The 25,232-nt window shown below is 45.5% G+C and carries 20 protein-coding genes and 5 tRNA genes; 1 reads left to right on the plus strand and 24 read right to left on the minus strand.

The window, feature by feature from the left end; all coding sequences use genetic code 11:
• Positions 1-68: 68 nt before the first annotated feature.
• The 11 genes from KJB35_RS10010 to pncC form a co-directional block, all read right to left on the minus strand.
• A tRNA-Arg gene (locus KJB35_RS10010) sits at positions 69-145 on the minus strand.
• Between the two features lie 55 nt (positions 146-200).
• A tRNA-Arg gene (locus tag KJB35_RS10015) sits at positions 201-277 on the minus strand.
• A gap of 85 nt (positions 278-362) precedes the next feature.
• Positions 363-454 (minus strand) — tRNA-Ser (locus tag KJB35_RS10020).
• Between the two features lie 29 nt (positions 455-483).
• Positions 484-560 (minus strand) — tRNA-Arg (locus tag KJB35_RS10025).
• A gap of 31 nt (positions 561-591) precedes the next feature.
• Positions 592-683, minus strand: a tRNA-Ser gene (locus KJB35_RS10030).
• A gap of 334 nt (positions 684-1,017) precedes the next feature.
• Complete coding sequence (gene csrA, locus KJB35_RS10035; RefSeq protein WP_004415691.1) at positions 1,018-1,215, minus strand: carbon storage regulator CsrA; 198 nt, start codon at positions 1,213-1,215, stop codon at positions 1,018-1,020.
• A 92-nt stretch (positions 1,216-1,307) separates the two neighbouring features.
• Complete coding sequence (locus tag KJB35_RS10040) at positions 1,308-2,495, minus strand: aspartate kinase (RefSeq protein WP_005383803.1); 1,188 nt, start codon at positions 2,493-2,495, stop codon at positions 1,308-1,310.
• Between the two features lie 212 nt (positions 2,496-2,707).
• On the minus strand, positions 2,708-5,290 hold the full coding sequence (gene alaS, locus KJB35_RS10045) for an alanine--tRNA ligase (protein WP_005380872.1): 2,583 nt from the start codon (positions 5,288-5,290) through the stop codon (positions 2,708-2,710).
• Between the two features lie 142 nt (positions 5,291-5,432).
• Positions 5,433-5,900 carry a recombination regulator RecX gene (gene recX, locus KJB35_RS10050; protein WP_017633543.1) on the minus strand — a complete coding sequence of 156 codons (468 nt, stop codon included), beginning with the start codon at positions 5,898-5,900 and terminating at the stop codon, positions 5,433-5,435.
• 127 nt (positions 5,901-6,027) lie between these two features.
• Positions 6,028-7,071: a recombinase RecA gene (gene recA, locus KJB35_RS10055; RefSeq protein ID WP_005380874.1), complete on the minus strand. Its 1,044-nt coding sequence runs from the start codon at positions 7,069-7,071 to the stop codon at positions 6,028-6,030.
• Positions 7,072-7,271: 200 nt separating this feature from the next.
• Positions 7,272-7,754 carry a nicotinamide-nucleotide amidase gene (pncC, locus tag KJB35_RS10060; protein ID WP_065274846.1) on the minus strand — a complete coding sequence of 161 codons (483 nt, stop codon included), beginning with the start codon at positions 7,752-7,754 and terminating at the stop codon, positions 7,272-7,274.
• An 84-nt stretch (positions 7,755-7,838) separates the two neighbouring features.
• Between pncC and mutS the strand changes: the two genes are divergently transcribed.
• On the plus strand, positions 7,839-10,400 hold the full coding sequence (gene mutS, locus KJB35_RS10065) for a DNA mismatch repair protein MutS (RefSeq protein ID WP_065274847.1): 2,562 nt from the start codon (positions 7,839-7,841) through the stop codon (positions 10,398-10,400).
• Between the two features lie 82 nt (positions 10,401-10,482).
• Here the strand turns inward: mutS and rpoS are convergent, their stop codons facing one another.
• The 13 genes from rpoS to rlmD form a co-directional block, all read right to left on the minus strand.
• Positions 10,483-11,469: an RNA polymerase sigma factor RpoS gene (rpoS, locus tag KJB35_RS10070; protein WP_005380887.1), complete on the minus strand. Its 987-nt coding sequence runs from the start codon at positions 11,467-11,469 to the stop codon at positions 10,483-10,485.
• An 80-nt stretch (positions 11,470-11,549) separates the two neighbouring features.
• Positions 11,550-12,473, minus strand: coding sequence for a peptidoglycan DD-metalloendopeptidase family protein (locus KJB35_RS10075; RefSeq protein WP_017633546.1), 924 nt, complete (start codon positions 12,471-12,473; stop codon positions 11,550-11,552).
• A gap of 13 nt (positions 12,474-12,486) precedes the next feature.
• The gene (locus KJB35_RS10080; protein ID WP_005380892.1) at positions 12,487-13,113 is read right to left on the minus strand and encodes a protein-L-isoaspartate(D-aspartate) O-methyltransferase; all 627 of its coding nucleotides are present in this window, start codon (positions 13,111-13,113) and stop codon (positions 12,487-12,489) included.
• A complete protein-coding gene (gene surE, locus KJB35_RS10085; protein ID WP_005380894.1) occupies positions 13,113-13,889 on the minus strand; it encodes a 5'/3'-nucleotidase SurE in 777 nt (258 codons plus the stop codon). The genes KJB35_RS10080 and surE overlap by 1 nt, the downstream gene beginning before the upstream one ends.
• On the minus strand, positions 13,889-14,932 hold the full coding sequence (gene truD, locus KJB35_RS10090; RefSeq protein ID WP_213908002.1) for a tRNA pseudouridine(13) synthase TruD: 1,044 nt from the start codon (positions 14,930-14,932) through the stop codon (positions 13,889-13,891). Before truD ends, surE begins: the two co-directional genes overlap by 1 nt.
• A 45-nt stretch (positions 14,933-14,977) precedes the next feature.
• A complete protein-coding gene (ispF, locus tag KJB35_RS10095; RefSeq protein WP_005380896.1) occupies positions 14,978-15,454 on the minus strand; it encodes a 2-C-methyl-D-erythritol 2,4-cyclodiphosphate synthase in 477 nt (158 codons plus the stop codon).
• Between the two features lie 14 nt (positions 15,455-15,468).
• Complete coding sequence (gene ispD / locus KJB35_RS10100; RefSeq protein WP_213908003.1) at positions 15,469-16,176, minus strand: 2-C-methyl-D-erythritol 4-phosphate cytidylyltransferase; 708 nt, start codon at positions 16,174-16,176, stop codon at positions 15,469-15,471.
• Between the two features lies 1 nt (position 16,177).
• On the minus strand, positions 16,178-16,459 hold the full coding sequence (gene ftsB / locus KJB35_RS10105) for a cell division protein FtsB (protein ID WP_005380907.1): 282 nt from the start codon (positions 16,457-16,459) through the stop codon (positions 16,178-16,180).
• Positions 16,460-17,007: 548 nt separating this feature from the next.
• Positions 17,008-18,309, minus strand: coding sequence for a phosphopyruvate hydratase (gene eno, locus KJB35_RS10110; RefSeq protein WP_005383785.1), 1,302 nt, complete (start codon positions 18,307-18,309; stop codon positions 17,008-17,010).
• 78 nt (positions 18,310-18,387) lie between these two features.
• Positions 18,388-20,028, minus strand: a complete 1,641-nt coding sequence (locus KJB35_RS10115) for a CTP synthase (protein WP_021034029.1) — start codon at positions 20,026-20,028, stop codon at positions 18,388-18,390.
• Between the two features lie 205 nt (positions 20,029-20,233).
• Positions 20,234-21,037 carry a nucleoside triphosphate pyrophosphohydrolase gene (mazG, locus tag KJB35_RS10120; RefSeq protein ID WP_005383780.1) on the minus strand — a complete coding sequence of 268 codons (804 nt, stop codon included), beginning with the start codon at positions 21,035-21,037 and terminating at the stop codon, positions 20,234-20,236.
• 349 nt (positions 21,038-21,386) lie between these two features.
• Entirely contained in the window at positions 21,387-23,606 is a 2,220-nt protein-coding gene (gene relA / locus KJB35_RS10125) for a GTP diphosphokinase (protein ID WP_005380915.1), read from the minus strand.
• A gap of 123 nt (positions 23,607-23,729) precedes the next feature.
• On the minus strand, positions 23,730-25,049 hold the full coding sequence (gene rlmD / locus KJB35_RS10130; protein ID WP_053306774.1) for a 23S rRNA (uracil(1939)-C(5))-methyltransferase RlmD: 1,320 nt from the start codon (positions 25,047-25,049) through the stop codon (positions 23,730-23,732).
• Positions 25,050-25,232 lie beyond the last annotated feature (183 nt).

The following is a 25,232-nucleotide window of genomic DNA, read 5'->3' on the forward strand; positions in this document are numbered from 1 at the left end:
GCTGAGCTAAGGACGCGCAGTTTTCGATATCGAATTTCATCAACATCAGGGCATTACCCTTTAATAAGTGGCGCGTCCTGGAGGATTCGAACCTCCGACCGCCTGGTTCGTAGCCAGGTACTCTATCCAGCTGAGCTAAGGACGCGCAATAATCTTATTTTACTTTGTATAACCCGTTTATCAAACGAATTATTAAATAGTGGCGCGTCCTGGAGGATTCGAACCTCCGACCGCCTGGTTCGTAGCCAGGTACTCTATCCAGCTGAGCTAAGGACGCGCAGATCTTCTTGCTAAGAAGTTGTGAAGTAAATCACATTCATTTCTTACGAAACAAAAAAAAGGCCATCGGGCCAGTCAATGAATGGCGGTGAAGGAGGGATTCGAACCCTCGATACGGGATAAACCGTATACTCCCTTAGCAGGGGAGCGCCTTCAGCCTCTCGGCCACCTCACCGTTTTCATTGTTATATCTCAGAAGAGATATGGCGCGTCCTGGAGGATTCGAACCTCCGACCGCCTGGTTCGTAGCCAGGTACTCTATCCAGCTGAGCTAAGGACGCACTTTTTGTTGATAAATCAACGTTGCAAGAATGGCGGTGAAGGAGGGATTCGAACCCTCGATACGGGATAAACCGTATACTCCCTTAGCAGGGGAGCGCCTTCAGCCTCTCGGCCACCTCACCGTCTTGCGGAGGCACATATTACGTTTTACCGAAAATATGTCAAACACTTTCTTTGAAAAAATCTACGAAACTGGCTTAACCGTTGCTGATTTAATCAAAGTGACTATTAAACGAACTTTATCACTCTATTATGATGAAAAAAAGAGAGTCTTCTCTGAAAAAAAGACATTTATTTTCAAATAACTTTCTGAAGTTCGAATCAACATTATTGATGAATTCACAGCCATACTCAACACGATAGTTTCTGCAAATTTTCAAAAACAGTAAAAACTAAAAAGGCCAACCCTTCGGTTAGCCTTTTTCATTCAAACTAAGCTCTGTAAACAGGAGCGACTTAGTAGTTACCTGAAGCAACGTTGCCATTGCCTTTTTCAGCTTGAATGCGCATGTAGATTTCTTCACGGTGAACTGAAACCTCTTTCGGAGCGTTAACGCCGATACGCACTTGGTTACCTTTAACACCTAGTACAGTTACAGTCACTTCATCACCAATCATCAGTGTTTCGCCTACGCGGCGAGTCAAAATTAGCATTCTTTGCTCCTTGAGTAATCTCTAAATTTTCTTGCTACAAAGCTATTATCCAACAAAAGTTATATTTTCGTAAACTACCTTGTTAGCGAAAATCAGCCTAAAAAGGCATGTTTTTGTTGAATGTTTAATGCTTCACTAGACGTAATGTAAGCATCATGCAGAATGTTTGCTGCTGTATCCACACATTCGGGTGCTAAAACTAGCATCATAGTGAGTGCATTCGTTGCGCTGAAATTGATCTCAATATCTCGCTTTGCCAACAAATCGCATGCGTGCTCTACCATTCCATTGGCCTCAAGCCCCACTGCGGTCAACAGGCTTACCACTTCACTATTACGGATTTTGTCGCTGAACACCAGATCGAACTTGGCACATGCATCTTGTTTTATCATGATACCTGCCCGTTCTGTTTCCTCGATCACATTCCAAATGTCGATACCCAACATCTGACATTGTTTTGTAGCACTAGATAAATGTTCTTTATCGACTTCGATTATGGCAAGGTCACGTTGAATGGCTATACCAGAGACGGCTTGATTGCCTAACTCCCCCTTTACCAGACTGCCTTCATTAACATCAAATGTCGAAAGCACGCGCAGTGGCACATTATTCTTCCATGCAAATTGCACTGAAGGTAAATGTAATACTTTCGCGCCTCGGCTTGCCATCGCTTCCATGGAAGGAAAATCGATAACCGCCAATTTTCGCGCGTTTTTCACTACACGTGGGTCACAAGTATAAATACCATCAACGTCGGTAAAGATTTGACACTCATCAGCGCGCAATGCGCCTGCCAGTGCCACTGCGCTCGTATCTGAGCCACCTCGACCTAATGTGGTGATATCCCCGTTCTCATTCACACCTTGAAAGCCAGCAACAATCACGATTTGGTCTTGCTCAAGCAATCCCAGAATTGTCTTAGTATCAATGTGTTTAATCGTTGCGTCATTGTGTTGATTATCCGTCACAATATTCGCCTGTGCTCCGGTAAGCGAGCGTGCAGCATGACCCAATTTATTGAGTGTCATTGCTAACAGTGCCATTGACACTTGCTCACCAGCAGAGAGCAAAACATCAAGTTCTCGAGCTGTAGGCACGCTATCTATCTGTTTAGCGAGGTCCATCAGTCTGTTTGTTTCGCCTGACATTGCAGACACGACAACAACAACTTGATTGCCATCATTTTTCGCCTTAATGATGTGTTCAGCAACTTGGTGGATTCTTTCAATTGAACCCACGGAGGTTCCGCCAAACTTTTGCACGATAAGGGGCTTTTTCACCAGTCTTCACCTTCCCAAGACCGAAGTCTCTTTAGAACTGCTTACATCGTCAGTATTTCCTTTTAGAAAAATTATATAAGCAGTAGTTACAACAAAAACCAAATAGCCTAAATGACTCGGTTAACTTTTGGTCAATTAAACCACTTGGCTGCTAAAAAAAATTACGCTCAATCAAAGAAACTTGATTGAGCGTAATTTTAGTAGTTAAAAGCTTATAAGCGCTCTTCTAACCAAGGCTGAACTGTTTTAATTGCCTCTGGTAGTGCGGCTACATCAGTACCACCAGCTTGAGCCATGTCAGGACGACCACCGCCTTTACCACCGACTTGCTCAGCAATCATCTTAACTAGATCACCAGCTTTTACTTTACCAGTTAGATCTTTAGTCACACCAGCAATCAGGCCAACCTTGTCACCTGTTACGTTGGCAAGCAGTACGACACCAGACCCCATTTGGTTCTTGATGTCATCAACCATAGTACGTAGGTTCTTGCTGTCAGCGCCTTCAAGAGCTGCGACTAGAACTTTTGTACCATTGACTTCAACCGCTTTGCCCATGATGTTAGCGCTTTCTGCTGCCGCCATCTTATCTTTTAGCTTCTGCACTTCTTTCTCTAGCGCTTTTGCTTTCTGTGCAGATTCTGCCAGTTTCTCTTCGTACTTCGCGTTTTGAGCTTCAATAGCGTCTAATGCAGCCTCGCCTGTTACCGCCTCAATACGTCGAATACCTGCAGCAATGCCGCTTTCTGAAGTGATTTTGAATAGGCCAATATCACCTGTGCTTGATGCGTGAATACCACCGCAAAGCTCTGTCGAGAAGTCCCCCATAGACAGTACGCGTACTTCGTCGTCGTACTTCTCGCCGAATAGAGCCATTGCGCCTTTCTTCTTAGCTGACTCAATGTCCATCACGTTGGTTTCAATCGTGTGGTTGCGACGAATTTGCGCGTTAACTAGGCGCTCAACTTCTTTCAACTCTGCTGCGGTTACGGCTTCTAGATGCGAGAAGTCGAAACGTAGGTTGTCTGCCTTCACCAATGAGCCTTTCTGCGTTACGTGCTCACCTAAAACTTGGCGTAGTGCTGCGTGTAGCAAGTGCGTTGCTGAGTGGTTTAGAGAGATAGCTGCGCGACGCTCTGCGTCAACGATAGTTGCTACTTCATCACCTTTCGCTAGAACGCCTTCTGCCATTACACCGTGGTGCGCGATTGCGTTACCTAGTTTTTGAGTGTCCTCAACGCGGAATACACCAGACTCAGTACGGATTTCACCAGCGTCACCACACTGACCGCCTGACTCTGCGTAGAATGGTGTTTCACCAAGTACGATGATTGCTTTGTCGCCCGCAGATAGCGAATCTACTTCGTTGCCTTCAACGAACATCGCTGCTACAGAACTAGAGCCTTTAGTACCTGTGTAACCACAGAATTCTGTTTGCGTATCAACTTTGATTGCTGCGTTGTAGTCAGTACCAAAGTTACCCGCTTCACGCGCACGTTGACGCTGCTCTTCCATCGCTTTCTCAAAACCTTCTTCGTCGATTGCGAACTCACGCTCACGTGCAACGTCGTTAGTTAAGTCAGCTGGGAAGCCGTAAGTGTCGTAAAGTTTAAATACGGTTTCGCCGTCCAGTACTTTACCGTCTAGGTTATCTAATGCTTCGTTTAGAATCGCCATACCGCGCTCAAGTGTACGACCAAAGTTTTCTTCTTCGATACGCAGTACTTTTTCAACCACAGCTTGTTGACGCTTCAGCTCTTCACCAGCCGTACCCATGATGTCTGCCAGTACGCCAACCAACTTGTGGAAGAATGCACCTTGTGCGCCCAGCTTGTTACCGTGACGAACTGCGCGACGGATGATACGGCGTAATACGTAACCACGACCTTCGTTTGAAGGCATAACGCCATCCACGATCAGGAATGAACATGAACGGATGTGGTCAGCGATAACGCGTAGTGATTGGTTTGATAGGTCTTCGTAACCGATCACTTCTGCTGCTGCTTTGATAAGAGCTTGGAATACATCAATTTCGTAGTTTGAGTGAACGCCCTGCATGATTGCAGAGATACGCTCGATACCCATACCAGTATCTACCGATGGTTTTGGTAGCGGTTCCATAGTGCCGTCTGCGTGACGGTTGAACTGCATGAATACGTTGTTCCAGATCTCGATGAAACGGTCACCATCTTCTTCAGGCGTGCCAGGACGGCCACCCCAGATGTGCTCACCGTGATCGTAGAAGATTTCAGTACATGGACCACAAGGGCCAGTGTCGCCCATTTGCCAGAAGTTATCAGACTCGTACGGCTTGCCGCCTTCTTTGTCACCAATGCGAACAATACGATCAGCGGGCACGCCAACTTTCTTGTTCCAGATGTCAAACGCTTCGTCATCGGTTTCGTAAACAGTTACCAATAAACGATCCGCTGGCAGTTTAAGAACTTCAGTTAAGAATTCCCAAGCAAAGGAGATCGCATCTTCTTTGAAGTAATCGCCAAAGCTGAAGTTGCCTAACATTTCAAAGAATGTGTGGTGACGAGCAGTAAAGCCAACATTTTCTAGGTCGTTATGTTTACCACCAGCACGTACGCAACGCTGAGCCGTAGTCGCTCGAGTGTAGGCTCTTTTTTCTAAGCCTAAGAAACAATCTTTAAATTGGTTCATACCTGCGTTTGTGAACAGCAGGGTTGGGTCGTTATGTGGAACTAACGATGAACTTTCTACGATTTGGTGTCCTTTGCTCTCAAAGAACTTGAGGAACGCGTTACGAACCTCATCAGTGCTCATGTACATGCAGCTCTTCCTGAAAATAGTCGAGTTAGAATTTTGCCGTATTGTAGATCATGCAAACAGCTGAGACTAGTTTTCTTGAGGAAAAGAGGGAGTAGGAGAAAAAATTTGAAGCAAAACAAAAATCAGTGCGGACGACTGACCGTTAATCTTCGTCCTCAAAGCTCAGCGCGTAGCTGATTTGGTCAAAACTGTAGCCACGATATTGCAGAAAACGAACTTGTTTTGCGTACTCTTTTTGGTCTTTGGCTTTAATACCTTTGAATTTCTTTTCTGCCGCCTGTTTAGCCAGTTCAAACCAATCTTGCGGCTCTTCAGCCATAGCTTGCTCAATCACCGATTCCGCAACACGCTTCTGGTTTAACTCTTGACGAATTCGACGCTCTCCATGTCCTTTGTATACATGCTGTCTAATTTGACTCTTCGCGTAACGTAAATCATCTAAATAGTTATGGTCTAGGCAAAAATTAATTGCGATGTCGATGTCTGATTCTTCATAGCCCTTCATCGATAATTTTTGGTAAAGCTCATACTGACCATGATCGCGACGGCTAAGCAATTGGATAGCAGCCTCTTTGCTCGATAATGTTGGCGCCTGGCGTTTTTGGTACATGATGATCCTAAAAGTATTTTTGCTGTACAGGCTCTCAATGGCCTTTGTGATAATTCGATTTTTGATTTCAATAGATACAACAAAGCCCCGCATTGCAGGGCTTTGTCATTTATTAATCTATGAGAGATTAAAACTCTTCAGCTTGCTCTGGCGCTTCACCAGCTTCAGGCGCTTCCGCAAGTGCTGGCGCTAGCAACATTTCACGAAGTTTTGTATCGATAGTTTTAGCCACTTCAGGATGCTCACGCAGGTAGTTACACGCATTCGCTTTACCTTGACCAATCTTATCGCCATTGTAGCTATACCAAGCACCGGCTTTTTCAACTAACTTGTGCTTCACACCTAGATCGACAAGTTCACCTTCGCGGTTAAAGCCTTGGCCGTACATGATTTGTGTGTTTGCTTCTTTAAATGGTGCTGCAATCTTATTCTTAACAACTTTGATGCGCGTTTCGTTACCTACGACTTCGTCACCTTCTTTGATTGCGCCAGTACGACGGATATCTAGACGAACAGAAGCGTAGAACTTAAGTGCGTTACCACCAGTTGTTGTTTCTGGGTTACCAAACATCACACCAATCTTCATACGGATTTGGTTGATGAAGATACACATACAGTTAGACTGCTTTAGGTTACCCGTTAGCTTACGCATTGCTTGAGAAAGCATACGTGCTTGCAGACCCATGTGGCTATCGCCCATTTCGCCTTCGATTTCTGCTTTCGGTGTTAGTGCTGCAACAGAGTCGACAACCATAACATCGATAGCACCAGAACGTGCAAGTGCGTCACAGATCTCTAGAGCTTGCTCACCTGTGTCTGGCTGAGAAACTAGCAATGCATCGATATCAACGCCAAGTTTCTTCGCGTATACAGGATCTAGAGCGTGCTCTGCATCGATAAACGCACACGTTTTGCCTTCACGTTGCGCAGCAGCAATAAGCTCAAGCGTTAATGTTGTTTTACCTGAAGATTCTGGGCCGTAGATTTCTACGATACGACCCATTGGTAGACCACCAGCACCCAAAGCGATATCAAGAGAAAGAGAACCCGTTGAGATGGTTTCTACGTCCATTGCGCGGTTATCACCAAGGCGCATGATAGAGCCTTTACCGAATTGCTTTTCAATTTGACCTAGCGCAGCGGCGAGCGCTTTCTGTTTGTTCTCGTCCATTACTTTCTCCGATTTATTCATCTTCTTTGGGCGACGAATAGTAATTCATTTTTCTTAAGCAGAAGAACTGCTCAGCAATGAAAGTTATTATACTGTTGATTCATACAGTGTCCATACCTGTATGAAAAAAATTTGGCTGACCTAAAGTCATGATTTGCTCTAGCCCTTATCAATGCTGGGCTAAAACAAGTTAAGAAATTCTAGAGCAGATGTTGATACAATTGAGTCAGCGCGTGCTCGACCGCTTTTTTGCGAACTTCTGCACGGTCACCAGAGAAATGCATGGTTTCGACTTGCTGCCAACTTTGGTTATCAGCAAAAGCAAAGCAGACCATGCCGACTGGTTTCTCTTCACTGCCACCACCCGGCCCTGCAATACCACTGATGGACACACCGATGGTGGCATTGGAGTTTTTAATTGCACCCTGCACCATTTCAATCACAACTGGCTCACTCACTGCACCATGCGCTTCTAACGTTGAAGCTTGCACACCAAGCATCTCCATTTTCGCTTCATTACTGTAGGTGACGAACGCACGGTCAAGCCAAGCTGAACTACCAGCAATGTCAGTAATGGCGGTTGCAACACCACCACCTGTGCATGATTCTGCGGTTGTTAAAACATGCCCGTGTTTAGCCAATAATGTGCCTAAATCGGCACTCAATTTTGTTGTTTTTTCCATAGCCAAAATGCCCTTTGTCTCTTTTTACTTGATAGGGATTCACGTATCCTAAGCCGCTACGGAAATAAACAAAAGAACTTACCTGTGAAAGCTGAACAAAAACACACTCCGATGATGCAGCAATACCTCAAGCTAAAAGCTGAGAACCCAGAGATTTTGCTGTTCTACCGCATGGGCGATTTCTACGAACTCTTTTACGATGATGCCAAGCGAGCTTCTCAGCTTCTTGATATTTCATTGACCAAACGTGGTGCGTCTGCAGGTGAACCTATCCCAATGGCGGGTGTGCCATTTCACGCCGTAGAGGGCTACCTGGCAAAACTTGTTCAGCTTGGTGAGTCTGTGGCGATCTGTGAACAGATTGGCGATCCGGCCACCAGCAAGGGACCGGTAGAACGTAAAGTTGTGCGTATCGTGACACCAGGTACTGTGACGGATGAAGCGCTGCTTTCTGAGCGTGTCGATAACTTAATCGCAGCAATTTACCATCACAACGGTAAGTTCGGTTATGCGACGCTGGATGTCACCTCTGGTCGCTTCCAACTGACAGAACCAGAAACTGAAGAAGCGATGACAGCCGAGCTTCAACGCACTGCACCACGTGAGCTACTGTTCCCAGAAGATTTTGAACCTGTACATTTAATGGCGGGCCGCAATGGTAACCGTCGTCGCCCAGTCTGGGAGTTTGAGCTTGATACGGCTAAGCAACAACTCAATCAACAATTTGGCACAAAAGATCTGGTTGGTTTTGGTGTAGAACATGCGTCCTTAGGGTTATGTGCTGCTGGTTGTTTGATCCAGTACGTAAAAGATACTCAACGTACGGCTTTACCTCATATTCGCTCTTTAACGTTTGATCATCAGGATCAATCCGTCATCCTTGATGCTGCTACCCGACGTAATCTGGAAATTACTCAAAATCTAGCAGGCGGAACCGATAACACGCTCGCTGCAGTACTCGACCATTGTGCAACTCCGATGGGCAGCCGAATGCTGAAGCGTTGGTTGCATCAGCCTATGCGTTGCATTGAAACGTTAAACAATCGCCTTGATGCGATTGGTGAGATTAAAGAACAAGCTCTGTTTGCCGATCTTCAACCAACGTTAAAGCAAATTGGTGATATTGAACGTATCTTAGCGCGCCTTGCATTACGCTCTGCTCGCCCTCGCGATATGGCTAGACTTCGCAATGCCATGCAACAGCTACCAGAGCTAGAATCTGTCACCGCTTCTTTGACCCATCCGTACCTAACGAAATTGGCGAAGTATGCAGCTCCGATTGACGAAGTATGTGACCTGTTAGAGCGCGCGATTAAAGAAAATCCGCCGGTTGTTATTCGTGATGGTGGCGTCATCGCTGAAGGCTACAATGCGGAGCTCGATGAATGGCGAAAATTGGCAGACGGTGCAACAGAATATCTTGAGCAGCTTGAGCGAGATGAGCGTGAACGACACGGTATCGATACGCTTAAAGTAGGCTATAACAACGTTCATGGCTTCTTTATCCAAGTGAGCCGTGGCCAGAGCCATTTGGTTCCACCGCATTATGTACGTCGCCAAACACTCAAAAACGCTGAACGCTACATCATCCCAGAGCTTAAGGAACACGAAGACAAAGTACTTAACTCGAAATCTAAAGCGTTAGCACTTGAGAAACAGTTGTGGGAAGAACTGTTTGATCTATTGATGCCAAACCTTGAGAAGCTGCAAAACCTAGCTTCTGCTCTGTCTCAACTGGATGTATTACAAAACCTAGCAGAGCGTGCAGATTCGTTAGATTACTGCCGCCCAACGCTTGTGAAAGACGCAGGAATTCACATTCAAGCTGGTCGTCATCCAGTCGTAGAACAAGTAACAACAGAGCCGTTCATCGCGAACCCAATTGAGCTGAACCCAGCCCGTAAGATGTTGATCATTACCGGTCCAAACATGGGTGGTAAATCAACCTACATGCGTCAAACTGCGCTGATTGCATTGATGGCACATATCGGCTCTTATGTACCGGCAGAATCCGCACAGATTGGTTCTTTAGATCGTATATTTACTCGTATTGGTGCGTCAGATGATCTTGCATCTGGCCGCTCGACCTTCATGGTAGAAATGACCGAAACAGCCAATATTCTTCACAACGCAACTAAGAACAGTTTGGTGCTAATGGATGAAATCGGACGCGGTACTAGTACTTACGACGGTCTGTCTTTAGCTTGGGCAAGTGCGGAATGGCTCGCAACACAAATTGGTGCGATGACCCTATTTGCAACTCACTACTTCGAATTAACAGAGTTACCGAACCAACTGCCAAGCTTAGCGAACGTTCACTTGGATGCCGTAGAACATGGAGACAGCATTGCCTTTATGCACGCAGTTCAAGAAGGTGCGGCAAGTAAGTCTTACGGCTTGGCTGTTGCGGGCTTAGCTGGCGTACCAAAAACGGTCATCAAAAATGCGCGTAACAAGCTATCTCAGCTAGAGCAACTGGGGCAAAACAGTGACACACCGCGTCCAAGTGCAGTAGATGTGGCCAACCAGTTGAGCCTGATTCCAGAGCCTAGCGAGGTCGAACAAGCTCTGTCAGGTATTGATCCTGACGACTTAACGCCACGCCAAGCTCTTGAAGAGCTGTATCGCTTGAAGAAGATGCTGTAAACAGACTCACACCGACGAGCAAAAAAGAAAAAAGGCTATGGGGAACCATAGCCTTTTGTGTATCTAGTGAAATACGGATTACTTAATCGTCTTCTACGTTAAACAAGTTTTCCATATTCAAACCTTGTTTGATTAGGACTTCACGAAGACGACGTAAACCTTCCACTTGTATTTGACGTACTCGCTCACGTGTCAGACCAATCTCTCGACCAACTTCTTCCAGCGTCGAAGGCTCGTAGCCTAGTAGGCCGAAGCGACGTGCAAGCACTTCTTTCTGTTTCGGATTCAACTCTTCTAACCAATGAATCAACGATGATTTGATGTCGTCATCTTGAGTCGAAACTTCTGGATCAGAGTTGTTTGCATCAGGAATAATATCCAGCAGCGCTTTCTCACCGTCACCACCGATTGGCGTGTCGACAGAGCTAATACGCTCATTAAGGCGTAACATTTTGCTTACGTCTTCGACTGGAATATCTAATTGAGCAGCAATTTCTTCTGCGGTCGGTTCGTGATCGAGCTTTTGAGAAAGTTCACGCGCAGTACGCAGATAAATGTTCAGCTCTTTCACTACGTGGATAGGTAGACGGATCGTGCGAGTTTGGTTCATCAACGCTCGCTCTATCGTTTGTCGGATCCACCATGTTGCGTAAGTAGAGAAACGGAAACCACGTTCTGGGTCGAATTTTTCGACCGCTCGGATCAAGCCGAGGTTACCTTCTTCAATCAGATCGAGTAGTGCTAGACCACGGTTACTGTATCGACGAGAAATCTTAACAACCAAACGTAGGTTACTTTCGATCATACGTTTGCGTGCCGCTTCGTCGCCACGTAGGGCGCGTCTTGCGTAAAGCACTTCTTCTTCGGCAGTAAGTAAAGGTGAGAAGCCAATTTCGCCCAAATACAACTGAGTTGCATCTAAGCTTTTACTGCTCGCGTCAAATTCTTCACGCGCAGTCGCTTTGCTTTCTGTGGATGATGATCTTTCGAGTTCGTTATCAATGGTCTTCACTGACGCATTGTCAAATGCAAACTCTTCAACTTTGGTTACTGTGTTGCTGATACTCATAACGCCTCCCCCTGGCGAGTTAGCAAGACATGACAACTCAATATGTCGCTAAATGATGTCGCAAGTTGTTTTTCAAAGTTTTAAGGCAAATAGCGTTTTGGATTCACTGATTTACCTTGATAGCGAATTTCAAAGTGTAGTTTGACCGACTTTGCACCTGAACTACCCATGGTGGCGATTTTTTGTCCGCTTTTTACGCTTTGTCCTTCTGTGACCAGCAGTTTGTCATTATGTGCGTATGCGCTTAAATAATTGTCGTTATGCTTTACTATAATTAAGTTGCCATAACCTCGTAGCGCATTGCCTGAATAAACGACTGTGCCGGCTGCGGTTGAAACGATAGGTTGACCACGCTGTCCTGCGATGTCGATACCTTTATTTCCCTGTTCTCCCGCCGAAAAGTTCTTGATTACTCTCCCTTTTGTTGGCCACAACCACTTTGAGACTTTATCACTCTTTGCTGTGGTAGTTGGCGCTTTTTGCTTCACTTTTTGGTTATCTTTTGAACCAACATACTCCTTTGTTTTCGATTGTTCAACCTTCTTTGGAGGCTGTTTTTGTACGACTTTAGGCTTAGTCTCTGTAGGTTTTTGACTAGAGTTTTTACTCGAAGGTTTAGGTTTAGAGGCTGTTGATGTTTTCGTCACTGGAGCTGGGGGTGTCGTAACAACAGGAGCCACAACGGGTTCAACTTTTTGACCATATTTAGGGGCGACATATTTCGGAGCCCAAAGTTTTAGCCTCTGTCCTGGGTAGATAGTGTAAGGCTGAGTTAACTCATTGTAACGAACAAGATCATTTACATCTTTATCTGTGACATAAGCTATGAAGTAAAGTGTATCACCTTTTTTTACCTCATAATAACTCCCTCTGTAACTCCCTCTTTCAAGGCTTGAATAGTCTTTTTTTAGGCTAGAGACAGGTGCAGGGGAATGCGCTGCACAACCAACTAGTCCTGCAGCAAACACAAAGCTAATACCAATATGACGTAGTAACTTATTCACCTATCCCTAACCCTTAAGCTAAATCACCCGCAACCAGAGGTACGAACCGAACCATTTCTACAACGGTAGAGAGATATTCGTCTCCCTTACGCTCTATTTTTAATAACTGTTGTTCCGTATCTCCAACAGGAATGACCATTTTGCCGCCATCTCTTAATTGTGAGAGAAGAGCTTGGGGAATCACTTCAGCGGCAGCGGTAACAATAATAGCATCGAAAGGACCTCGCGCTTCCCAGCCCTGCCACCCATCAGCATGCTTAGTTGAAACATTGTAGATATCCAATTGCTTCAGGCGACGCTTTGCTTCCCATTGCAACGATTTAATTCGCTCAACGGAGTATACATGATCAACAATTTGCGCCAGTACCGCGGTTTGATAACCCGATCCCGTTCCGATTTCCAGAACACGACTCGCCGGTTCTAGCTCAAGCAACTCGGTCATACGAGCAACGATATAAGGCTGAGAAATAGTTTGTCCCTGACCAATTGGTAACGCATTGTTATCATAGGCTTGGTGCATCATCGCTTGAGAAACAAAGCTTTCTCGTGGCAAGCGTTGGATAGCATCCAGAACTCTTTGGTCTTTGATGCCACTGGAGATAAGAAACGCTATCAACCTGTCAGCATGTGGGTTACTCATTACTTCTCTTCCTTTAACCAACTATCCATAGCACGCAGCGACTCGTGAGCGGTGAGATCAACTTGCAGAGGCGTCATTGAAACTCGGCCATGCTCAATTGCATAAAAGTCCGTGCCCTCTCCTGCATCTTGCTCCTTTCCTGGTGGCCCTAACCAATAAATGTCATGGCCTCTCGGATCTTTCTGCTTGATCATATTCTCTGCGTGATGACGTGCACCTAAACGAGTAACTTCAATTTCACCTAAATTCTCTGATGGTAAGTCCGGCACGTTTACGTTCAGTAGACGATTTGTTGGAATCGGCGACGCTAAATGCTGTTGTACAATTTGACGTGCAATTTTAGCGGCGGATTCGAAATGTCGCTTACCCACTAGAGAAAAAGCCACCGACTGAACGCCAAGGAAATGACCTTCCATGGCTGCTGCTACTGTTCCAGAATAAAGAACATCATCACCCAAATTAGCGCCATGGTTGATTCCTGACAGAACAAGATCAGGCAAATCATCTTTCATTAGCTCATTCAGCGCGAAATGCACACAATCCGTGGGCGTGCCTTGCACTGAGTAGATATTTGGGGCAATTTCAGTCACGCGTAATGGTTGTTCTAATGTGAGTGAATTCGAAGCACCTGAACGATTTCGATCAGGTGCGACAATGGTCACTTCGGCGATATCTCTCAACTCATCAGCGAGGGCATGAATCCCTTGTGCATGAACACCATCATCATTGCTGATTAAGACTCTTAAGGGCTTCGGGTTTCGTGAATCCTGTTCCATTAGTATTCTCTTTCTACTTCAACCTCATTAACTAACTCACGAACAATAGAGGTCGCAAAAGATCCCGCATCCAGTGAGAAAGTCAGCGTAATGTTGTTACCTTCAACCGTCCAAGCTAAATCTTTTGGCTTCAGCGCAATATCGCGACGATCGTGGCGCATGCGATTACCACGAATCAGCGCCATGAGGTCAGGCTCTTCGTCTAAAAACGGTTGCTCTAATGCCAGAGCCTCGGCTTGAGTAGGCAGTGCATTATCGCCAGCAAGCGCAGCGGTAATTGCCGCTTCACCTTGTGCAAATTGCACTTGCAAATCAGTGATGTTGTTTGCATCAATCAACTGAGTGCCAGAATTCGTCTGTGCAATGTCACCATCAATGAACTTATCAAACACACCATTCTCTAGACGAGCTGAAACGATGCGGTTGAAAATCCACGAACGAGCCGCTGATAAATACATGCTGCGCTTGTTTTGATTGCGGGTACGAACGTTTTCGCGTCCCCATCGACGTGCTTCTTCAAGGTTGTTACCATCGTTACCAAAACGCTGACTACCAAAGTAGTTTGGCACGCCAACTTGTTTCACTTTTTCAAGACGTTGCTCTACATCCGCTATATCTGTCACTTCAGACAAAGTAACCACGAACTCGTTCCCTACTAGGTCACCAGGACGCAGTTTTTTATTGTGACGATCTGTTGCAAGGATTTCGATACTTGGGTATTGAGCCAAAAACGCTGAAAAATCTGGCGTTTCACCTTTCGGTAAATGGACACTTAACCACTGTTCCGTCACCGCATGACGGTCTTTAAGACCCGCCCAGCTAACGTCTTTCGACTTAACACCACAGGCTTTTGCTAACTCGTTAGCAACGAAGCTGGTGTTCTCGCCCGTTTTACGGATACGAACCATTAAGTGCTCGCCTTCGCCCGTAAAGGCAAAACCTAAATCTTCGCGAACCTGAAAATGCTCTGGCTGCGCTTTGATTTTTGCCGATGCAATTGGCTTACCTGTTAGGTAAGCCAATGAAGATAAAATGTCTGACATGATGTGTTTCCGCTGATATCACAGCTTAGAGGAGCAAATTGCTAGTTATTGCTTAAACAGAAGTACAACGGCTTCCGTTGCAATGCCTTCTTTGCGTCCAGTAAAACCGAGACGTTCTGTCGTCGTCGCTTTTACGTTAATGTTACTAATATCGGTTTCTAGGTCTTCGGCAATCGCCGCACACATTGCGTCAATGTGTGGTGCCATTTTAGGCGCTTGTGCCATGATGGTTACATCAGCATTGCCAAGACGGTAGCCTTGCTCTTTGACTCGACGGTAAACGTCTTTCAGTAGTTCACGACTGTTTGCGCCTTTCCATTTATCATCCGTATCTGGGAAATGACGACCAATATCGCCGGCAGCAATCGCGCCCAACAGAGCATCCGTTAACGCATGCAACGCTACATCGCCGTCTGAGTGTGCAATCAAACCTTGCTCATAAGGGATTGCTACACCACCAATAATGACAGGGCCTTCACCACCGAATTTATGTACATCGAAACCATGACCAATTCGAATCATTTTCTATCCTTTCTTTATTCGCCGCGCTCACGGCTTAGATAAAACTCGGCTAACGCAAGGTCTTCTGGCTGAGTGATTTTTATATTGTTCGCATTCCCTTGAACTAAGGCTGGCTTCTCGCCTAACCACTCCAAAGCCGAGGCTTCATCAGTAATAGTTACACCCTGTTCTAATGCGTCAGCCAGTGCTTGAGTAAGCTGCTGAGTTTTAAACATTTGTGGAGTAAGTGCATGCCACAATGCTTCTCTATCTACCGTATGTTCGATATCTTGTACTGCGTTTGCTCGCTTCATTGTATCTCTCACAGGAGATGCGAGAATGCCACCCGTTGAGCGGGCGCAGCAAACATCAATCAAACGGTCAATGTCGGATGTTAATACACATGGCCTTGCAGCATCGTGGACTAACACCCACTCGCTTTCCAGATGCTCATTGACATAGTTTAGCCCTGATAACACAGAGTCTGCTCTTTCTTTACCACCAGCTACACGAATCACATCTGGGTGCTTAGCAATGGACAATTCTGGGTAATATGGGTCGCCGTCAGTAATGGCAACGACCACCTTAGAAATATTTGGGTGAGAAAGCAGTTTCTCTACGGTATGTTCCAGTACCGCCTTACCTTCGATCAATAAATATTGCTTAGGGCGATCTGCCTTCATTCTGCTACCCACACCAGCAGCAGGCACAATTGCGATATGCGATGAGTTCATATCCAACATTTTAATGGTTTTCCTCACCTATAATGCGGTAAAAAGTCTCGCCATCTTTAACTAAACCGAGCTCATGACGCGCACGTTCTTCAATCGCATCAAGACCTTGCCTTAAATCATCAATCTCAGCGAACATTTCATTGTTGCGAGCTTGTAGCTTGCTGTTCACTTGTTGCTGAACTTCAATTTCATCTTTTACTGTGTAGTAGTCAGACACTCCGTTTTTACCAAACCATAGAGTGTATTGAAGCAAGCCAAACAGTAGCGTAAGGGCTATAACAAAGATTCGCATATCGCTGCTAACATTCTGTACCGGAAGGAATTAGATAAGGTGACATATATAGCATAAATGCGAGGTTGCCTCTAGGGGAGAAAGGGAGACTCACACGCTCCTTACAAGAAATAAGCAGCAAAATGAAACAAGCTCATGGGAAGCGAACCTTACCCATGACCAAAGTAAGACCCCAAAATACAAATCTATAAATACAAAAAAACGCCGTAGCGAGGGTTTCAAAAAGCTATTTAGCGAAACTTTACTCAATAAGAATTAAGCTTGACCTTTTACTTCTTTGAGACCACTTCCTTGAAACATGGAGGAGTGCGCTCACTTAGCGCTTCCGTTGTATAAAAAAACGCCCCGCAAGTGTGAGGCGTTTTCAAAAGCTTTAAGTTAAGCCGTTAACTCAGTTAAGAATTAAGCTTGATCTTTAACTTCTTTAAGACCGCTTCCTTGAAACATGGAGGAGCGCGCTCACTTAGCGCTTCCGTTATATAAAAAAACACCCCGCCAAAGCAGGGTGTTTTAAAAGCTTTAAGTTAAGCTGCTAATTCAGTGAAGAATTAAGCTTGACCTTTAACTTCTTTAAGACCGTTGAAAGGAGCGCGCTCACCTAGAGCTTCCTCGATACGGATTAGCTGGTTGTACTTAGCAACACGGTCAGAACGGCTCATAGAACCAGTTTTGATTTGACCTGCTGCTGTACCTACCGCTAGGTCAGCGATAGTTGCATCTTCAGTTTCGCCAGAACGGTGAGAGATTACTGCTGTGTAACCTGCGTCTTTAGCCATCTTGATTGCAGCTAGAGTCTCAGTTAGAGAACCGATTTGGTTGAACTTGATAAGGATAGAGTTAGCTACGCCTTTCTCGATACCTTCAGCAAGGATCTTAGTGTTAGTAACGAATAGATCGTCACCTACTAGTTGAAGCTTGTCACCTAGTAGTTCTGTTTGGTGCTTGAAGCCATCCCAGTCAGACTCGTCTAGACCGTCTTCGATAGAAACGATTGGGAATTGGTTAGCTAGCTCAGCTAGGTAGTGGTTGAACTCTTCAGAAGTGAAAGTTTTACCTTCGCCTTTCATGTTGTAGATGCCAGCTTCTTTGTCGAAGAACTCAGATGCAGCACAGTCCATAGCTAGAGTTACGTCTTTACCTAGTTCGTAACCAGCAGCTGCAACAGCTTCTGCGATAACTTCTAGAGCTTCAGCGTTAGATTTAAGGTTAGGAGCGAAACCACCTTCATCACCAACTGCAGTGCTGTAGCCTTTAGACTTAAGAACTTTAGCTAGGTTGTGGAATACTTCTGCACCGATACGTAGACCTTCTTTAAGAGTCTTAGCGCCAACTGGTTGGATCATGAACTCTTGGATGTCAACGTTGTTGTCTGCGTGCTCACCACCGTTGATGATGTTCATCATTGGTAGAGGCATAGAGAACTGACCTGCAGTGCCGTTTAGCTCAGCGATGTGCTCGTATAGAGGCATGCCTTTCGCAGCAGCAGCAGCTTTAGCGTTTGCTAGAGAAACAGCTAGGATAGCGTTAGCACCGAATTTAGATTTGTTTTCAGTGCCGTCTAGTTCGATCATTACTGCGTCGATTGCAGCTTGGTCTTTAGCGTCTTTGCCAACTAGAGCTTCAGCGATTGGGCCGTTTACAGCTTCAACTGCTTTAAGAACACCTTTACCTAGGAAACGTGCTTTGTCACCGTCACGTAGCTCAAGAGCTTCGCGAGAACCAGTAGATGCGCCAGATGGAGCTGCCGCCATACCTACGAAACCGCCTTCTAGGTGTACTTCAGCTTCTACAGTTGGGTTACCACGTGAGTCGATGATTTCACGACCTAGAACTTTAACGATCTTAGACATTAATGTTTCCTCTCGTTTCAAATATAAATGTCAATCTTAAAGGGCAGCAGCACAACCTTCGCCGCCGCCCGTATCCTTTTACTTCTCGAATTCGCCGCGTGCGTTTTGGCCCGCAGCCTTAACAAAACCTGCAAACAATGGATGTCCATCGCGAGGAGTCGAGGTGAATTCTGGGTGGAACTGAGCCGCTACAAACCATGGGTGAGCTGGGTTCTCAATCATTTCCACTAACTTCTTGTCCGCAGATAGACCTGATACTTTTAGGCCTGCTTTTTCGATTTGCGGACGAAGCACGTTATTCACTTCGTAACGGTGACGGTGACGTTCATGGATCGTCGCGCTACCGTACAGTTCACGAGCTTTAGTCCCTTTCTCTAGGTGACACAGCTGTGAACCAAGACGCATCGTACCGCCTAGGTCAGACTTTTCAGTACGCTCTTCTACGCTACCTGATTCGTCTACCCACTCTGTGATCAAACCTACCACAGGGTACTTAGTCTCTTTGTTAAATTCTGTTGAATGTGCACCTTCCATACCCGCAACGTTACGCGCGTATTCGATTAGTGCAACTTGCATACCCAAACAAATACCTAGGTAAGGCACGTTATTTTCACGTGCATATTGAGCCGCACGGATCTTGCCTTCAATACCACGATCGCCGAAGCCACCTGGTACTAGGATTGCGTCCAAACCTTCTAGAAGTTCAACGCCTTTTGTTTCGATATCTTGTGAGTCTACATACTTAATTGTGACGCTTAGACGGTTTTTCAAGCCAGCGTGTTTAAGCGCTTCGTTCACAGATTTGTATGCATCTGGTAATTCAATGTATTTACCAACCATACCGATGGTTACTTCACCAGTAGGATTTGCTTCTTCGTAGATAACCTGTTCCCATTCAGAAAGGTCTGCTTCAGGAGCAGTAATACCAAAGCGAGCACACACAAGGTCATCTAGCCCTTGAGATTTAATCAACTGAGGGATCTTGTAGATAGAGTCTACATCCTTCATTGAAATTACTGCTTTTTCTGGAACATTACAGAACAGTGCGATTTTTTTACGCTCATTCGCAGGAATAACGCGATCGCTACGGCAAACTAGGATGTCTGGCTGAATACCGATAGATAGAAGTTCTTTTACAGAGTGTTGCGTCGGCTTAGTTTTCACTTCGCCCGCTGCCGCTAGGTAAGGAACAAGTGTTAGGTGCATGAACATTGCGCGCTCACGGCCTAGCTCAACAGCTAGCTGACGAATCGCTTCCATAAATGGTAGTGATTCGATATCACCAACAGTACCGCCAACTTCAACAATAGCCACATCATGGCCTTCAGAACCTGCAATAACGCGATCTTTGATTGCGTTAGTGATATGAGGGATAACTTGAATAGTTGCGCCTAGGTAGTCACCACGACGTTCTTTACGAAGTACGTCGGCATAAACACGACCTGCAGTGAAGTTGTTACGCTTGGTCATCTTGGTACGGATGAAACGCTCGTAGTGACCAAGGTCAAGGTCAGTCTCTGCGCCATCTTCTGTAACGAACACTTCACCGTGCTGAGTAGGGCTCATTGTGCCCGGGTCAACGTTGATGTAAGGGTCAAGCTTCATCATAGTCACTTTAAGACCACGAGCTTCTAGAATAGCCGCAAGAGATGCTGCTGCAATACCTTTACCTAGAGAGGATACAACCCCGCCAGTAACAAAAATGTAATTTGTCGTCATGTTTAACCTGAAATTGGTTGAATGAGGGAAATGGAGTGCTTCTGGACGGGAGATAAATATACCAGAAGCTCCTTACCGCCACAACGTGAAATCTATCACACCGTAATTTTTTATTTTTTGCTTCAAATCAAAGTGAGCAAAGACAAACCAAAGTCCGTTTTCGTGTAACCAAACAAGCTGACCTTATATTATGTATTCTGCCAGTTTACCTCTGCCTCGATTCTTCTTGTTTTACTTCATCCCAAAAATGGTCAAGTTCTGATAAAGAACAATCTGTAAGTACTTTGCCTGACTGCTGAACCTTGCCTTCAACTTGTTTAAAACGTCGCGCAAACTTTACGTTTGCTTTTCCTAGCGCGACTTCTGGGTTTTTATCAAGGTGGCGAGCCAAATTGACAGTCGCAAATAGCAAATCACCGAGTTCCAACTCAACTTTCTCTTCATCGGGCTGAACTTGCAGTGCCTCTTCCATGACTTCGTCAATTTCTTCTCGTACTTTATCGACAACCGGGCCAAGTGAATCCCAATCAAACCCAAATTTTGCACATTTTTTCTGAATTTTTGTAGCACGAGAAAGTGCCGGTAAAGAGTTTGGTATTGAGTCTAGGATACTTTCTTCCGCTTTGCCTACTAGGGCTTTTTCTTTTGCTTTTTCCGCTTCCCAGTTCGCGTTAATTTCCTCGTCAGATTCAAACTCAACATCTGAAAAAACATGCGGGTGGCGACGAGTCAGTTTTTCGTTCACGGTTTCGACGACATCCGAAAAGTCGAACAGCTCTTGCTCTTTCGCTAGCTGACTGTAAAAAATCACCTGAAACAACAAATCCCCTAGCTCTTCTTTTAGATTGGGCCAATCTCGATTTTGAATCGCGTCCACCACCTCGTAGGTTTCTTCTATTGTATGCGGAACGATGGTGTCAAAGGTTTGTTTTAAGTCCCAAGGGCAACCGTTTTCGGGGTCACGCAGCTTCGCCATGATTTGTTCTAACTGTTCAATTGGATGACTCATTTTTTGTTCCTTTAAACCTTTCTATTAAAGAAAAAGGTGAGCAGCCAAAACCACTCACCTTCTACATTATATTTTCTCAGCAGCTTTCACTAAGTAATTGTTACTTTGACAAGGCAACAAGTTTTCGCGACTCCTGAGCATAGCCTACTATGTGATGCCCCTGAGCCGGCACGTCGGAATAAGTGCAGCTAACGCAGATAAAAAGCCAAATATGACGCAAGTGTAACTCTGTAAATAGTTGAAGTTGTAGCTAGGCGACAAACAAACGAGACTCCTGAGCATGGTTCACCATGTGATGGAGCGAGTGCGTGCAGTCAACAACGCTACAACGATAACTATGACGAGAGTTTTAGCCGAGGCGTTTCACCGTCATGACATCCTTGATCTGTTCCACACGTTTCGAAACCCGCGAAAGCACCTCAATATTGGTGACTTCTAGGTCAAAGTCCATGATGGCAAGTTGACGTCTGTAGTCGACTCGGTTCTTCATACTGGTCACTTTGATCTTTTCGTTGGCGAACAGTGTCGTAATGTCTTTGAGTAGACCACCTCGCTCCATCGCTTCAACACGCACGGTGAGGATGTATGACCCCACAAAGCCGCTGCCCCAGACTGTATCGATGATGCGCTCTGGCGCATGATGGCGCAGTTCTTCTAGCTGTTCACAGTCACTACGGTGTACTGAAATCCCACGACCTTGCGTTATGTAACCAGAGATATCGTCACCTGGAATTGGCTGACAGCAACGTGCTAGATGTGTCATTAGGTTATCGACGCCTTCTACTACAACTGCGTCTTTTTTCGGTCGGCTTTGCGCGGGTGATTTATGCTCAGCTTCTTGCAGTTTTTCCAGTGCTTGTTGATCTTCTTCCTCTGCCGTTGGCTTGTTAACTAACGCGTTGATATGGTTAATTATTTGGTTGATACGCAAATCACCGCTACCTACACCAACATACAATTCATCTGGTGTTTTGACGTTAAACCGCTTGAGGGCGTAATGCTCTGCATCTTTTAACGTTGCGCCAATTTTGGCTAACTCATGCTCAAGGATTTCACGACCTGCTTCAAGGTTCTTCTCACGGCTTTGTTTTCGGAACCAGGCGTTAATTTTGGCACGCGCACGACCAGAATGAACGAAGCCTAATGATGGGTTTAACCAGTCACGTGATGGGTTAGGTTCTTTCTGAGTGATAATCTCGACTTGGTCACCCATATGTAATTTATGCGTGAATGGCACAATACGACCTCCGACTTTGGCACCGATACAACGGTGTCCCACTTCGGAGTGAATGTGATAGGCAAAATCTAGCGGCGTTGCCCCCATTGGCAAATCGACAACATCACCACGTGGTGTAAAGGCATAAACACGGTCATCAAAGACTTGGCTACGCAGCTCATCGAGCATTTCGCCAGAGTCAGACATTTCTTCTTGCCAATCCAGTAGCTTACGCAGCCACGTGATCTTCTCATCATAACCGCTTCGGCTGCTTGCCCCTTCTTTATATTTCCAGTGCGCGGCAACACCCAGCTCCGACTCTTCATGCATTTGCTTGGTACGAATCTGGATCTCGATGGTTTTGCCTTCTGGCCCTAGAATTACGGTATGGATCGATTGATAACCGTTTGGTTTAGGGTTAGCAACGTAGTCATCAAACTCGCTCGGTAGGTGCTTGTATTTGGTGTGAACTACACCCAAAGCCGCGTAACAGTCTTGCAGTTTGTCTGCGATGATACGTACTGCTCGAACATCAAATAGCTCATCGAATGCCAAACTCTTCTTCTGCATTTTTCGCCAAATGCTGTAGATGTGCTTAGGTCGACCACTCACTTCGGCATTGATGCCCGACACTTCCATTTCGTGCGTGAGGTCTTCAACAAAGTCTTTGATGTACTGTTCACGAACGATGCGTCGCTCAGAAAGCTGCTTGGCAATTTGTTTGTAAGTTTCCGGCTGTTGGTAGCGGAAAGCGTAATCTTCAATTTCCCATTTCAGCTGACCGATGCCTAATCGGTTTGCTAGCGGCGCATAGATGTTGGCACACTCTTTTGCCGCCGCACGTCGAACTTCATCAGGCGCTTTTTTAACTTCAATAAGGTTACAAATTCGCTCCGCAAGCTTGATAACCACGCAGCGGAAGTCATCCACCATGGCAAGCAGCATGCGGCGTACGTTATCTACCTGAGATGACGCTGCACTGCCTTCCATGTTGACGTTGAGTTGGCCAATAGCAGCCATTTCTTCAACGCCGTCGATTAATTTTATGATTTCTTTGCTGTATTTCTCTTCCAGAATTTCTCTGTTAAAAGCACCACTTGAAACCAAAGGAAACAGTTGAGCAGCCACTAAAGTGGCTTGATCCATAGACAAGGTGATCAAAATTTCGATCATTTCTCGTCCACGCCACAACAACAGCTCCGCTTGCTCGTTATCAGCTAATACCGTCTGGCAATCTCGATATACTTCGATTAAGCGTGAGGCTGTGTTTTTCTCTTGTCCTAGGCTAGCCACCCAGTTTTCGAGTTCAAACTGTTCATCTTGGTTTAAATGCGCGCTTCTTACCGCAACCATCTCATCATCCTAATTATTATATTCGTGTGGTTTGACTAACACCGTCCAGGTTAGTTCTTTTTACCGCGCGTACACGCTGGCTTTATGACCACCCACCACAAATAAGGGGTCAAAGTCCTAAAGTTAGGACTTTTCAAACAATGCCATCGATTCTAGATGACTGGTATGAGGGAACATATCCAGCATACCTAATTTAGTTAATTTATAGCCTTGCTCTATCAAGCTTTGACTATCCCTAGCAAGGGTAGCAGGATTACAAGAAACATAAACTACACGCTGTGCGCCAAGCTCAGAAACTTGATCGATGATCCCACTCGCTCCCGCGCGTGCCGGGTCTAATAATACTTTATCAAACCGCTCTGCGGCCCAGGCTTGGCCTTCAAAATCTTGCTCAAGGTTAGCGTGATAAAATTGCGCGTTATTGATTTGGTTCAAAGATGCATTGTTTGTGGCTTTTTCTACCATCTCTGCAACACCCTCTACTCCAACCACGTACTTAGCTAATTTCGCAACTGGTAAACTAAAGTTGCCTAAACCACAGAACAAATCTAACACTCGGTCACTCTTTTGTGGGTCTAACCACTCAACCGCTTGTTTGACCATTTGTTGGTTTACACCTTGGTTTACTTGAATAAAGTTATTTGGTGCAAAAGGGATTTTCACTCCAACTTCTTGATAAAAAGGCATATCGCCTTCGATAAGGTCTAATTGTTCTGTCGATGGCATTAAGTACAACGATGCGCCATGACGTTTTGCCAACTCCGTTAGAGATTGAGTTTCACTCGTTGTCAGAGCGCTCAAGTGGCGCAGCGTAATACACGGCCCATTATCACCAAGTACCAGCTCTACATGACCCAATTGTTCAGGCTTTTTGAACGCTTTTAGGGCTGAGTAAATCTCTGGCAGCAAAACATTCAGTTCCGGTGCCAGCACTGGGCAATCGGTTACTTGCGCAATTTGCTTACTCTGCTTTTTACGGAAACCAAAATGTAGCTGACGGTTTTTTTTATCAACAAACAAGCTCACTCTCGCACGGCGACGGTAGGCCTGCGAATCTCCCAATAACGGGGCATCTAGTTCAATGTCACTGCCTGAAAATTTTCGCATTAGCTGACGCAACGTTTGCTGTTTGTACGTCAATTGTTGGTCATAATCTAAGTGCTGCAAATCACAACCACCGCACTCATGATAATGTGGGCAAAATGGCTCCACACGAGCTTCACTCGGCTTAAGGATTTTAATCAACTTACCGCGAGCGTATTTGCTCTTTTCTTCCACCAATTGAGTGACCACCTCCTCACCCGGCAGTGCTCCATCGATAAACAATGGCTTCTTTTTGAGGTAAGCAATGCCTGCGCCGTGGTGATCTAAACGCTCTACTTGCACTGCTTGGTGCCGAGTATTGAGTTGGGTTTTCTTTTTCGGTTGAAAGATGCGTGCCATGCTCTGTGCCTGATTTATGTGTAATTGCTCTTCGGCTTCACTATTCTTGATTGCAGCCGTTGTGTGATTCGAGTGACTTGATTATGCTTACCGTTTATTCGGTGACGTCACTTCTTTGCTCAAGGCTTTATCGTGCGCTTGAGAAATAATGCGTTATTTTCCCATATCCAGACTCCGATGTAA

This window comes from Vibrio sp. D431a (genome assembly GCF_030248655.1).
Lineage (GTDB): Bacteria > Pseudomonadota > Gammaproteobacteria > Enterobacterales > Vibrionaceae > Vibrio > Vibrio alginolyticus.